The organism is Streptococcus sp. 1171_SSPC, from assembly GCF_001069335.1.
Classification (GTDB): domain Bacteria; phylum Bacillota; class Bacilli; order Lactobacillales; family Streptococcaceae; genus Streptococcus; species Streptococcus xiaochunlingii.
Window position 1 is genome coordinate 124,613 of sequence record NZ_JWAK01000015.1, and the last position, 12,573, is coordinate 137,185.

12 protein-coding genes are annotated in these 12,573 nt (G+C 40.4%); all 12 read left to right on the forward strand.

What is annotated here, in order from left to right; all coding sequences use genetic code 11:
- Positions 1 to 265: 265 nt before the first annotated feature.
- The 12 genes from ADF75_RS02290 to ADF75_RS02345 all read left to right on the forward strand — a co-directional run bounded on the left by ADF75_RS02290 (position 266) and on the right by ADF75_RS02345 (position 12,567).
- Positions 266 to 1,936, forward strand: a complete 1,671-nt coding sequence (locus ADF75_RS02290) for a formate--tetrahydrofolate ligase (RefSeq protein ID WP_048788993.1) — start codon at positions 266 to 268, stop codon at positions 1,934 to 1,936.
- Positions 1,937 to 2,015: 79 nt separating this feature from the next.
- Positions 2,016 to 2,528, forward strand: a complete 513-nt coding sequence (locus ADF75_RS02295) for a GNAT family N-acetyltransferase (protein ID WP_048715955.1) — start codon at positions 2,016 to 2,018, stop codon at positions 2,526 to 2,528.
- A gap of 483 nt (positions 2,529 to 3,011) precedes the next feature.
- Positions 3,012 to 3,899, forward strand: a complete 888-nt coding sequence (locus ADF75_RS02300) for a DUF3137 domain-containing protein (protein WP_229102040.1) — start codon at positions 3,012 to 3,014, stop codon at positions 3,897 to 3,899.
- A 2-nt stretch (positions 3,900 to 3,901) separates the two neighbouring features.
- Entirely contained in the window at positions 3,902 to 4,456 is a 555-nt protein-coding gene (locus ADF75_RS02305; protein ID WP_048715957.1) for a LemA family protein, read from the forward strand.
- 158 nt (positions 4,457 to 4,614) lie between these two features.
- On the forward strand, positions 4,615 to 5,691 hold the full coding sequence (locus ADF75_RS02310; protein WP_048715959.1) for an aspartate-semialdehyde dehydrogenase: 1,077 nt from the start codon (positions 4,615 to 4,617) through the stop codon (positions 5,689 to 5,691).
- Positions 5,692 to 5,780: 89 nt separating this feature from the next.
- Positions 5,781 to 6,716: a 4-hydroxy-tetrahydrodipicolinate synthase gene (gene dapA, locus ADF75_RS02315; RefSeq protein WP_048715961.1), complete on the forward strand. Its 936-nt coding sequence runs from the start codon at positions 5,781 to 5,783 to the stop codon at positions 6,714 to 6,716.
- A 71-nt stretch (positions 6,717 to 6,787) separates the two neighbouring features.
- Positions 6,788 to 7,126 (forward strand): ATP cone domain-containing protein, encoded by a 339-nt coding sequence (locus tag ADF75_RS02320; RefSeq protein WP_006597242.1) that lies wholly within the window; start codon positions 6,788 to 6,790, stop codon positions 7,124 to 7,126.
- Between the two features lie 114 nt (positions 7,127 to 7,240).
- Complete coding sequence (locus ADF75_RS02325) at positions 7,241 to 8,581, forward strand: ATP-binding cassette domain-containing protein (RefSeq protein ID WP_048788994.1); 1,341 nt, start codon at positions 7,241 to 7,243, stop codon at positions 8,579 to 8,581.
- Positions 8,571 to 9,398: an ABC transporter permease gene (locus tag ADF75_RS02330; protein WP_048788995.1), complete on the forward strand. Its 828-nt coding sequence runs from the start codon at positions 8,571 to 8,573 to the stop codon at positions 9,396 to 9,398. Before ADF75_RS02325 ends, ADF75_RS02330 begins: the two co-directional genes overlap by 11 nt.
- Before the next feature lie 18 nt (positions 9,399 to 9,416).
- Entirely contained in the window at positions 9,417 to 10,847 is a 1,431-nt protein-coding gene (locus ADF75_RS02335; RefSeq protein WP_048788996.1) for a zinc-ribbon domain-containing protein, read from the forward strand.
- 111 nt (positions 10,848 to 10,958) lie between these two features.
- A complete protein-coding gene (gene ylqF, locus ADF75_RS02340; RefSeq protein WP_048788997.1) occupies positions 10,959 to 11,810 on the forward strand; it encodes a ribosome biogenesis GTPase YlqF in 852 nt (283 codons plus the stop codon).
- Positions 11,797 to 12,567: a ribonuclease HII gene (locus tag ADF75_RS02345; RefSeq protein WP_048788998.1), complete on the forward strand. Its 771-nt coding sequence runs from the start codon at positions 11,797 to 11,799 to the stop codon at positions 12,565 to 12,567. The genes ylqF and ADF75_RS02345 overlap by 14 nt, the downstream gene beginning before the upstream one ends.
- Positions 12,568 to 12,573: the final 6 nt, after the last annotated feature.

The window sequence follows — 12,573 nt, forward strand, 5'->3', positions numbered from 1 at the left end:
GCTTATTTTACAAGAATTTTATATTTTAGTAAAGCCAAGAACACGGCTCTTGCGATTGTTGGTCAAGGGGATACAAAGGCGGTAGAGTAGACGACGAAGGGACTCATAGTTATTTCATATAGAGGGGTATAAGAAATTGGAATAAAGGCTGAAAAAGCAGAGTTACTAAGCAAAAACCGAACGAATGAGAAAAGTTTGAGATTTAAAATATATATCCTTGTGAAATTTCTGTATAATAGGATTATTAAATAGTGAGGAGATTCAGATGAAGACAGATATCGAGATTGCACAAAGTATTGAATTGAAACCAATCACAGATGTGGTAGAGAAATTGGGTATTCACTTCGATGACCTAGAACTCTATGGAAAGTACAAGGCAAAATTAACCTTTGACAAGATCCAAGCCGTTCAGAAGGAAGAACCAGGAAAGCTCATCTTGGTAACCGCCATTAACCCGACTCCAGCAGGGGAAGGAAAGTCTACCATCACCATTGGTTTAGCAGATGCTTTAAATAAAATTGGCAAACAAACCATGATTGCCATTCGCGAACCTTCTTTAGGTCCTGTTATGGGGATTAAAGGGGGAGCAGCAGGTGGAGGTTATGCACAAGTTCTACCAATGGAAGACATCAACCTTCATTTCACGGGTGACATGCATGCCATTACAACAGCAAATAATGCACTTTCAGCTTTGATCGACAATCATTTGCATCAAGGAAATGAGCTAGGCATTGACCAACGTCGGATTATCTGGAAACGGGTAGTGGACTTGAATGACCGTGCTTTGCGTCACGTATCGGTCGGTCTTGGTGGACCGCTCAATGGGATTCCTCGTGAAGACGGGTTTGATATCACCGTTGCTTCTGAGATTATGGCCATCCTTTGCTTGGCGACAGATATTGAAGACTTGAAACGTCGTTTGGCCAATATTGTGATTGGTTACCGTTATGATCGTAGTCCAGTTTATGTCCGCGATTTAGAAGTAGAAGGGGCGCTTGCCTTGATTCTGAAAGATGCGATCAAGCCAAACTTGGTCCAAACCATCTATGGAACGCCAGCCTTTGTTCATGGTGGACCTTTTGCTAATATTGCCCATGGATGTAATTCTGTTTTAGCTACCTCAACCGCTCTTCGTTTAGCCGATTACGTAGTGACAGAAGCAGGTTTTGGCGCGGATTTGGGAGCTGAAAAATTCTTGGATATCAAAACACCAAATCTTCCTGTTAGCCCATCTGCAGTGGTGATTGTCGCAACGATTCGTGCTTTGAAGATGAATGGTGGAGTTGCCAAAGATGCTCTTTCTGAAGAAAATGTAGAAGCTGTTCGTTCAGGTTTTGCGAACTTGGAGCGCCACGTAGAAAATATGCGTAAATTTGGAGTTCCTGTAGTAGTGGCTATTAATGAATTTGTCACAGATACAGAAGCTGAAATTGCAGCTCTGAAAGAACTCTGTGCTTCTATTCAAGTTCCTGTTGAATTGGCGAGCGTTTGGGCTGATGGTGCTGATGGAGGATTGGCCCTAGCAGAAACAGTAGTGGAGACACTTGAAACAAGTCCAGCCAACTACACTCGTCTTTATGATAATGACCTTTCTGTTGAAGAAAAGATCACTAAGATTGCCCAAGAAATTTACCGGGCCGACAATGTTGTCTTTGAGAAGAAAGCCAAAACTCAGATTGCTCAAATCGTGAAAAATGGCTGGGACAAGTTGCCAGTTTGTATGGCTAAGACCCAATATAGTTTCTCAGATGATCCAAGTCTCCTCGGGGCGCCGTCTGGTTTTGACATTACCATTCGCGAATTGGTACCTAAGACTGGTGCAGGCTTCATTGTTGCTTTGACAGGTGAAGTGATGACTATGCCTGGATTACCAAAACGTCCTGCTGCTTTGAACATGGATGTAGCAGAAGATGGGACTGCTTTAGGATTGTTCTAATAAAATATATAGAGGTTGGCGGACAACCTCTATTTTTGTGCTTTTGGGGTATAATAGAGAAATAGAAAGCGAGAAGACCATGCTGAAGATACGACCAGTCACCCTTGAAGATGCTCCTGAACTTGTCAGGATTTATGCTCCCTATGTTGAGAAAACAGCCATCACTTTTGAATACCAGGTTCCGACCATTGAGGAATTTGAAGGGCGTATCGAAAAGATCCTTCAACGTTTTCCCTATTTAGTAGCAGAAGTAGACGGTCAAGTCCTTGCTTATGCCTATGCCTCAAGCTATTATGATCGATCAGCATATGATTGGGCGGTGGAAGTATCCGTCTATGTGGATCAAGATCGTCGTGGGCAAGGTCTGGGTTCTCGATTGTATGAGGCATTAGAGTCGGAGTTGGAGGCGCGTGGTTATTTACGTTTCTTAGCTTGCATTGCCCTGCCAAATCCAGCTAGTATCGCCCTCCATGAGAAACGTGGCTATGTGAAAGTTGCTCATTTTCCTAAAATTGGCTATAAATTTGATCAATGGCATGATATTGTCTGGATGCAAAAGACGATCGAAGGGCCTGTGAAGCCCCTAATGTAAAAATTAGAAGGAGCTTAGCTTTGCTCAATTTCTTTTAAGTTATTTAAAAGGAAGTCTAGAACGAGCCTCTTGACTTTTTTGGGCCGTTCATGGTACACTAAGTTTATGCGATGAGTCGATTGGCTCTTAGGAGCCTTTTGCGCTGAGGAGGTCTACATTTAATTGTAACGCAGGAGCGGACCTTGAACAGTTGTGTGAACCTGCTGTTCTCATCGAAAGATGCCTCGAATCCCTTACCATGTGGTAAGGGATTTTTTTTGTAAAAATTCATAGTAAGCAAATACATAAATTTGTTTGCCTCTTATGACTACCGGTGATATAATGATGTAAATAAATGGATTCATTTGTGTTTGAAAGGAGATGGTTATAGTGTATGATCAAAACAGTCCAAACAACAAGTGGTCACAAGAAACGTTTCAACGTATCAGTGAACTGGAAAAATTAGAACAATATCAGGCTAAGTTGCTCATTATGAAGTAACAAATGAAGAATAATCTTCATTGGAGAAACGCCACTATTCTTGGTGGTATTCTAGCTTTTCTCTCCTTCCAACTTGTTAGATGGCGAGCAGCGATTGTTATCATTCTTCTTGTAGTGGTGTTTTATTATTTACCGGCATACAAAAAACGAAAAGCCTTATTCGGAGATCAGGTTCGATCCAATGAAGAGATTTATATTACAGATTTTCTTTGTCCCATCCTGAAAGAAGTTTTTCCTCAAGCGGAGCTAACTCTGACAGCTGACTACCCAATGAATGTCCTGCAGGTCATTAGTCCGAGATCGACTAAGTTTGATCTCTTTCATCAATTGTCTTTCCATGATGAAAAGAATCTCGTAGTAGCCAATCTCTATGCTTATCATATTGAGACGCGAACAAAGAGAGACTCAAGTGGGGAAACTCATACGGTCAGAGAAGAAGTTGAAGATTTTGCTGGTCAGATTTTTTCTTTAAAAGCTCCTATCTCATTTCCAGGGCACTTGAGAGTTGTTCCAACCAAGAAATCTTTGTTTTTAAAAAGAGAACTAAAAGGTGCCTATCCGGGTGCTGGACCTAATGAAGTTCAAATTGAAACAGAAGATATCCGAAACAATGAAAATTACAATATCTATTGTACAGATGAACTGGCTGCTCGAAAATTCTTAAAACCCAAGATCCTAGAATGGTTTGATCAGCAAATTTCTCAAAATGCTATGTGTGTGTATTTAGTACAAGATACACTCTATATTTCCTTATATACTAACCGCTACCTTTTCCCAACACCGAATAGAAAAGATGCAATCGAAAGTCTTTCGATTGCTGCAGAGTATCAAAAACTCTGTAGGGAGATTGATCTCATTGATGAATTAACCAATATATTTAAAGGAGAATAACTATGTTAGGATTATTTATTGCCATCGTCGTTTTTGCTCTTGTCATTGTTATGTGGTTTATCGGTGAAAGCAATCGCTTGAATCGTTATCAGGTCATGATTGAAGAAGCAAAGAGAACGGTTGATATAATTCTTGTCAAACGCTACGATACCATTTCTGAAATGTTGAAGGCAGCTAAGGCCTACGCCAAACATGAAGAGAAAGTCTTTACCGAATTAGTAGCCCTTCGTCAAGGTGCCTCTATCCAAGAATCCAACCAAGTTATTGCCAATCAAAATGATGTCTTGGCACAAATCCGAGCAGTAGGTGAGAATTATCCAGATCTCTTATCTTCTAACCAATTCTTGGCCTTGCAAAAAGAAATTGCAGACGAAAATGAAGATTTGGCAGCTTCTAAACGTATTGTTAATAGTAATATTAGCCAAATCAACCAAGCAATAGTAACCTTCCCAACTTCACTAGTGGCGGGTATCAAAGGGATGCAACAGGTGCCATTTTTATTGGAAGATACTCAAGGCAAGAAGAATTTGAATGATTTGGATTATGAAATCCATTAATTTTCAATAAAAGCTATTCGATATCTAGAAACTATCCCGGTCTTAGATCGGGATTATTTTGTTTTTATAAGTGTAAAATACACTTTTCATTTGTAGGGAAAAATAGTATAATAGATAAAATTCACAAATTTTTAGAAAATTCCGAAAGAGGTTTTATTATGGGATATACAGTTGCTGTTGTCGGTGCTACAGGTGCCGTTGGTGCACAAATGATCAAAATGCTGGAAGAATCAAGTCTTCCAATTGATAAGATTCGCTACCTTGCATCTGCGCGTTCAGCAGGGAAGGTCTTGCAATTCAAAGGGCAAGACGTGACCATTGAAGAAACAACTGAAGAGGCTTTTGCAGGAGTAGATATCGCTCTCTTCTCAGCTGGAGGATCAACTTCAGCTAAATATGCACCATATGCTGTTAAAGCTGGTGCGGTCGTAGTAGATAACACTTCTTACTTCCGTCAAAATCCAGATGTACCATTGGTTGTTCCTGAAGTAAATGCACATGCGCTTGATGCCCATAACGGAATCATCGCCTGTCCTAACTGTTCAACCATTCAAATGATGGTAGCTCTTGAGCCTGTTCGTCAGAAATGGGGCTTGGACCGTATCATCGTGTCTACTTACCAAGCTGTCTCTGGTGCTGGTATGGGAGCCATTCTTGAAACCCAACGTGAATTGCGTGAAGTATTGAATGATGGAGTGGATCCACGTGATTTGCACGCGGAAATCTTACCTTCAGGTGGCGATAAGAAACATTATCCAATCGCCTTTAACGCCCTTCCTCAAATTGACGTCTTCACTGATAATGACTACACATATGAAGAAATGAAGATGACGAACGAAACTAAGAAAATCATGGAAGACGATAGCATTGCCGTATCAGCAACATGTGTACGTATTCCAGTCTTGTCAGCTCACTCAGAGTCAGTTTACATTGAGACCAAAGAAGTAGCACCAATCGAAGAAGTAAAAGCTGCTATTGCTGCCTTCCCAGGAGCAGTGTTGGAAGATGATGTGGCTCATCAAGTATACCCACAAGCTATCAATGCGGTTGGTTCTCGCGATACCTTTGTTGGTCGTATCCGTAAAGACTTGGATGCTGAAAAAGGGATTCATATGTGGGTGGTTTCTGATAACCTTCTTAAAGGAGCTGCTTGGAACTCAGTTCAAATTGCAGAAACCCTTCATGAACGTGGACTCGTGCGCCCAACAGCTGAGTTGAAGTTTGAGTTGAAATGATTCATTAACTAAATAAATTGTAATAGGGGACAGCTATCAACTTTTGGTGCTGTCCCTCTTCCCTATGGTTGTCTCAAGAAGGAGTATGTATGTCTTATCAAGATTTAAAAAATTGTAGAATGATCACTGCCTTTATCACTCCCTTCCATGAAGATGGTTCGATTAATTTTGAGGCTATTCCTCCGCTTATTGAACATCTTTTGGCTCATCACACAGATGGGATTCTTTTAGCTGGTACCACAGCTGAAAGTCCAACTCTAACACACGATGAAGAATTAGAACTTTTTGCAGCGGTGCAAAAGGTAGTCAACGGACGGGTTCCTTTGATTGCTGGTGTCGGGACCAATGAAACTCGCGACTCGATTGAGTTTGTAAAAGAAGTCGACCAATTTGGTGGTTTTGCTGCCGGATTAGCGATTGTCCCTTATTACAACAAACCTTCTCAAGAAGGTATGTACCAGCATTTTAAGGCTATTGCAGACGCTTCTAACTTGCCAATCATAATCTATAACATTCCTGGGCGCGTGGTTGTCGAAATGACACCAGAAACCATGCTTCGTTTGGCAGAACATCCAAATATCATCGGGGTAAAAGAGTGTACAACCCTTGCCAATATGGCTTATTTAATTGAGCACAAGCCAGAGGAGTTCCTCATTTATACGGGAGAGGATGGAGATGCTTTCCATGCCATGAACCTTGGGGCAGATGGGGTGATTTCAGTAGCATCTCATACCAATGGGGATGAAATGCACGAAATGTTCCTAGCCATTGAAAATAATGATATTAAAAAAGCGGCGGCCATTCAGCGCCAATTTATCCCGAAAGTCAATGCTCTCTTCTCTTATCCAAGTCCAGCTCCAGTTAAAGCAGTCTTGAACTATATGGGCTTTGAAGCAGGGCCAACTCGTTTGCCATTAGTGCCAGCTCCTGCTGAGGAAGCGAAGCGCATTATCAAGGTTGTAGTGGATGGGGATTACCACGCGACCAAAGAAATCATTACGGGAGTTCTTCGTCCGGATTATTGACGTTTTAGATTCTTGACAAATCCCCTATTTATTTAGATAATAGAAGTATATTGATGATCAAGGAGAATAAGATGGAAGTCATTAAACGTAGTGGTGAAGTTGTAGAATTTGATCCAGATAAAATCTATCAAGCTGTTTTGAAGGCAGCACAAACAGTCTATGTCTTGACCGATGATCTTCGCCAAAACTTGGCGCAAGTGACTAAAAAAGTTGTGATGGATTTGGAAGAAGCGAAAGTGGAACGTGCCACAATCAGCATGATCCAATCAATGGTTGAGCACCGTTTACTTGGTGCTGGTTATATTACCATTGCTGAACACTATATTTCTTATCGTTTGCAACGCGATTTGGAACGAAGTGGCTATGGAGACCACATCGCTGTTCACTTGCACTTTGAGCAAATTCGCTAAGCTAAACCACTAGTTAGTAAATCACTCGTGGAGTAAATACCATAGAGTCTAACCACCCTTCATAGGGTGGTTTTGATTGTCTAGCAATTTATTTTTCTTGAAAGGGCTATATTTATGCAGAATCCAACCATCTTTACCTACCTTAATAGGGATTTCTCTGCTATTCCACTTTTTAATGGCTTAAGCGTTGATGGTATATCTCAAGGGAGTCAGGCAGATTTGCATCTGGCTGATGATTATCAGTCCCCTTCTATTGCTGTCTTCCGTTTTCTTGATGATCAATGGTTTCTTGATTGTTTGTCTGGGATGATTGAGGTGGATGGTGTGATCTATCAGAAAAATCAACGTGCTCTATTAAATCATCGTTCCATTATCAACCTTTGTGATGCTGACGGCCATGTTTTTCGCTCAAAATTCATCATTGTAGAAATGCAATCCCTAGAATGGAAGACCATTGAAAAAGATGCATTTCCGGTGGATTTGTCCTCGCTTGCTAGGATTGATTGTGTAGTTTTATCAAATCAGTTGGTTGTCAGACTAGGAGATCAGATCATTTACCAAGATCTTCAGTCAGCAGCTGCAGATCCATCTGTTTCAACTAGAGAGTGCCAGGACTTTTCTCATTCATCACTGACGATTGCTATTCAAGATGTAACAGTCGGAAAGCTCTTAAACCGTAAAACCATTCTTAAGGACATTCAGGTAGAATTTAAACCTAAGGAGATGATACTTATTCTGGGTGGTTCTGGTGCTGGGAAATCAACCTTTATGGAAGCAGTGACAGGACTTGTTTATTCAAATACCACTGCTTATTTTAATGGAGTGGATTTATTAAGTGATGGGAAGAAACAAGGGGTGATCACCCTCGCTCCTCAATCTCCGGATGAGCATTACCGAATGGAAGATACGGTCTATAAGAATTTAGAAGATGCAGCCAAACTCTATGGCCCATCTGAATTAGCAGAAAATCCTGAACTTCGAAAAGAAGAAGTCCTATCAGTTCTGAAAAAGTTGGATTTAGAATCGGTAAAAGGATCTAAGTGTTCTTCTCTTTCAGGTGGCCAGAAGAAAAAACTTACAATAGCAATGGAATACATCACGCGCCCTGAGATTCTCTTTATGGATGAGCCGGATTCCGGTGTTGATGGGAGCATGGTCATGGAGGTCATGACCACACTGAGAGAGATTACGGATGAAGGAAAAATCTTATGTGTTATCACTCATACACCCGATCGTATTCGTCATCTCTTTGACAAGGTCATGGTGGTTGGAAAGAGTTCGGAAGGATGCGGAAGACTTTGTTACTTTGGATCTGTTGACAATGCGCTAAAAGTCTTTGCGGCTAATAGCTTAGAAGACATCGTCCATAAAATTTCAGGAGCTGAAAATGCAGCTCTTGTTGACCGATATGTGCTATGGTTTGAAAATGAAAGGAGAGGTGTCCATGCTGGATAAGAAGCAAGTCTCGATTTATTTTAGTAAATTCCTTCGACTCCTCATCAACAAAAAATCCCTATTTTTTGTATCAGAAGCGATTCTCCTTCCTTTCATCATTTCGATCGCTTTTAATGCTAATGAAGTTTTTAATAAATACCACATTACCAGAACTTCTTCGATCATGTTTATTTCTGCAGCTCTCTGGATTGGTCTCTTTAACTCAGTGACCAGTATTTGTAATGAGAGAAAAGTCATCAAGTTTGAGTACCAAATTAAAGGCTTGTCCTTACCTTCTTATGTAGCGGCACGTGTATTAACAGAGTTGGTTCTTTGTTTAGCCGAAGCTGTCTTAATGATAGGAACCATTGTTATACTTTATCCACATGCTCAAGGAAATGGAAGTCAGATAGTTCTTTTTGGGGTTACTTTGTTCTTGGTGATTTTTACTTCCGATATGTTGGCCTTATTGATTTCGGCATTTGTCAAAAAATCGTCCCAAGCGATGACAGCCATGCCGCTAGTATTGATGGTTCAACTGCTGTTTTCAAATTTTCTCCAATCTTTGGATGAAAAAATTCCATTTTTAGTGTGGATCTCACATGCAACGATTACGAGATGGGGAACAACGGCCTTCTTTCGGATTGCAAACATGAACAATTTGGTCCCGTCTCAAGGTCATACTGACTGGCAAGTTTATCAAAAAGATGGGGTAGGAACCTATGCTTATGATCTACTTGCGATTCTTGGAAATTGGGGAGTCTTGATTGCTTTTTCAGCTCTATTTATGGTCGCAACTTCCCTAGTATTGACTTCTGTCCGTAAGGACGCTCGATAAATAATAAGGAGATGATTTATGAAAAACTGTACCAATTGCCAGGCACCCATCAATGCTGGTGATGCCTTTTGTTCTAAATGTGGTGCTAAAGTTCAAGTAGCTGCCAAAGCTGAACCAAAAGCTGTTGCTTTTCAACCAAAGACAGTTCAATTAGGGCCAAGTCCAACTCAAGCCCCAGAACCTAAAAAACCAAAAAGAAACATTAGAGGAATTTTAGCAGGGATTTTTGTCCTTCTTGCTGTCATTGCTGTTGCAAGTTATTTCCTATTGAACCGTGGAAGCAGTGACACCATTAATTTAGAGGATTATGTAAAGCTGGAAATCAAAGGGAATGATGGTGAAGGATTTATTGTTGAGAAGTCAGTTAGTTTAAATAAGGAAAATTTAGACCGGGATATCAAGAAGAAACTTAAAGCGGATCACTCCAAAACGGAGAGTTCAAATTACAATATTGATCAGTTAGTTTCAAAAGTAGAATTTAGCGTTTATAAAGGGGATGAGCTGATAGATGTAAAAGAGCGAAAGAACCTAAACAACCACGATAAAATTACGGTTAAATTACTTTACGATAAAAGTGATCTTGAAAACATGATACCTGGCCTTCACTTTACTGGTACATCTGTAACTCAGGAGGCAGATCTAATCCCGCTTGTAGGTGTTGACCCCTTTAAGGGTTTTTATCCAAAAATCAAGGGCATTTCTCCAAATGGAACTTTATCAAAACCTTCTCAATTTGAAGGAAAAGATGTAGAAATTGTTGCAAAGGCAACCGCTAAATATGGTTTTCCATTTGATTATTATCTGAATGGAAAAGAAGTTTCAAGTAATGATCCCATTGCAGTTGGAGATGAAATTGAAATTCGTCTCAATGAAAGTGGTAAAAATGCGTTGAAAGAAAACGGTCAAACTGTTGAGAAAGGAAAAGACAGTATGAAATACAAGGTCACTTTGGCTGATTTTGAGGAAGGGGCTTATGTGACTTCCTTGTCAAAAGTGGATGAGGATACACAAGAAGCCATCTCTAAAAATGTAGAGGATGCAGCAAAGGCTTATGTGGCTGATCGCAATTACAAAGTCCTTCCAAAATTTGAAGGGATGGCTTTTGCGGCAATAAAAGATGGAGTTGACTGGGGAGGTACATTTGATTCCAAAATCCCACAGCTAATCTATGTATACTCTATTACCAATACCTCCTATGGTAAAACAAAAACAAGTTATATTGTAATTTCGAAAATTACAGTTATTGAACAGGTTGAAAATCATGGGAAAGACAATGCTCATGAAAATCCTGGAAAAACTATTCAGACTTTTGAAAAAGATTCTAAGAAGTATAATTTTCAAAACTTTTCTGACCAGAATGATTTGAAGAACTCCTTTACTAGAAATATAGATACTTTTACCTATACAATGGACGATCAATTGAAATCGTTGATTAATTGGACGGAATAGAAAAAAATGAAGTTACCTAGGTAGCTTCATTTTTTGTATTCTCATTTGACGCTGAGAATTCAATAAAACATGTTATAATATAAAAGACTGAACTGGAAAGGAATGGAGAACATGGCAACTATTCAATGGTTTCCTGGACATATGTCCAAAGCTAGAAGACAAGTACAAGAAAATATTAAATTTGTGGATTTTGTGACAATTTTGGTGGACGCTCGTTTGCCTCTATCAAGTCAAAATCCCATGTTAACAAAAATTGTTGGTGATAAGCCTAAGTTGATGATTTTGAACAAGGTAGACTTGGCCGATCCTGTCGCTACAAAAGAATGGCAGGAGTATTTTGAGTCAAAAGGAATCAAAACTTTGGCTATTAACTCCAAAGAGCAATCTACGGTTAAGAAAGTCACAGATGCTGCTAAGTCTTTGATGGCCGATAAAATTGCCCGCCAGAAAGAACGGGGGATTCAAATCGAAACCCTTCGGACCATGATTATTGGGATTCCCAACGCTGGTAAATCAACGCTGATGAACCGCCTAGCAGGGAAAAAGATTGCTGTTGTTGGAAATAAACCAGGAGTGACCAAGGGGCAACAGTGGTTGAAAACCAATAAGGACCTCGAAATCTTGGATACCCCAGGGATTCTTTGGCCAAAATTTGAAGATGAAGATGTAGCTCTAAAATTAGCTTTAACGGGTGCCATTAAGGACCAGTTATTGCCAATGGATGAGGTGACTATTTTTGGTCTTGAGTATTTTAAATCCCATTACCCAAAAGAGTTACAAGAACGCTATAAACAAATGGATTTGGAGCAGGAAGCGCCAGAAATCATCATGGAAATGACTCAACGCTTAGGCTTCCGAGATGATTACGATCGCTTTTACAGTTTGTTTGTCAAGGATGTACGTGATGGTCGTTTGGGTCGCTATACCCTTGATCGTGTAGGTGAAGTGGATGCCAACGATTAAAGAAATCAAAGAGTGTTTAGCAACGATTGATGAGCTAGATCATCCCTTATTTGAAGAGTTGATCCTTGATGGTCGAGCGGGCGTTCAAGCGGCTATCAGCAAACGAAAACGCGAACTCCAAAAACAAGTGGACGAAGACTTGCGTTTAGAAAAAATGCTAGCCTATGAGAAAGAACTCTATGCTCGAGGGATTCATCTTATTGCAGGTGTGGATGAAGTAGGGAGAGGCCCTTTGGCTGGCCCTGTCGTCGCAGCAGCCGTTATTCTGCCGGAAAATTGTAAGATTCCAGGTTTAAACGATAGTAAGAAAATTCCAAAATCGAAGCACTATGCTATTTATCAAGCGGTTTTAGGCCAGGCTCTCTCTGTCGGGATTGGGATAAAAGATAATCAGGTCATTGATCAGGTTAATATTTATGAAGCAACCAAATTAGCCATGCTAGAGGCTATTCAAGAATTGGATCCTCAACCTCAACACCTCTTGATTGATGCTATGAAATTGGCTCTCCCTATTTCTCAGACATCCATCATCAAAGGAGATGCTAATTCTCTGTCTATCGCTGCGGCTTCTATTGTGGCGAAGGTGACACGAGATCAGATGATGGCAGCCTATGACCAAGAGTATCCAGGTTATGATTTTGCTCAGAATGCGGGGTATGGGACAAGCAATCATCTTGAGGGCTTGGAAAGACATGGGGTCACTCCTATCCATCGCCGAAGCTTCGAACCCATTAAGTCCATGACGGATGTTGATTAGGAGGGA

Excerpts from the sequence above, each read along its gene's own strand:
- ADF75_RS02290 (WP_048788993.1), top strand. The coding sequence starts at position 266 with ATGAAGACAGATATCGAGATTGCACAAAGTATTGAATTGAAACCAATC.
- ADF75_RS02295 (WP_048715955.1), top strand. The coding sequence starts at position 2,016 with ATGCTGAAGATACGACCAGTCACCCTTGAAGATGCTCCTGAACTTGTC.
- ADF75_RS02300 (WP_229102040.1), top strand. The coding sequence starts at position 3,012 with ATGAAGAATAATCTTCATTGGAGAAACGCCACTATTCTTGGTGGTATT.
- ADF75_RS02305 (WP_048715957.1), top strand. The coding sequence starts at position 3,902 with ATGTTAGGATTATTTATTGCCATCGTCGTTTTTGCTCTTGTCATTGTT.
- ADF75_RS02310 (WP_048715959.1), top strand. The coding sequence starts at position 4,615 with ATGGGATATACAGTTGCTGTTGTCGGTGCTACAGGTGCCGTTGGTGCA.
- dapA (WP_048715961.1), top strand. The coding sequence starts at position 5,781 with ATGTCTTATCAAGATTTAAAAAATTGTAGAATGATCACTGCCTTTATC.
- ADF75_RS02320 (WP_006597242.1), top strand. The coding sequence starts at position 6,788 with ATGGAAGTCATTAAACGTAGTGGTGAAGTTGTAGAATTTGATCCAGAT.
- ADF75_RS02325 (WP_048788994.1), top strand. The coding sequence starts at position 7,241 with ATGCAGAATCCAACCATCTTTACCTACCTTAATAGGGATTTCTCTGCT.
- ADF75_RS02330 (WP_048788995.1), top strand. The coding sequence starts at position 8,571 with ATGCTGGATAAGAAGCAAGTCTCGATTTATTTTAGTAAATTCCTTCGA.
- ADF75_RS02335 (WP_048788996.1), top strand. The coding sequence starts at position 9,417 with ATGAAAAACTGTACCAATTGCCAGGCACCCATCAATGCTGGTGATGCC.
- ylqF (WP_048788997.1), top strand. The coding sequence starts at position 10,959 with ATGGCAACTATTCAATGGTTTCCTGGACATATGTCCAAAGCTAGAAGA.
- ADF75_RS02345 (WP_048788998.1), top strand. The coding sequence starts at position 11,797 with ATGCCAACGATTAAAGAAATCAAAGAGTGTTTAGCAACGATTGATGAG.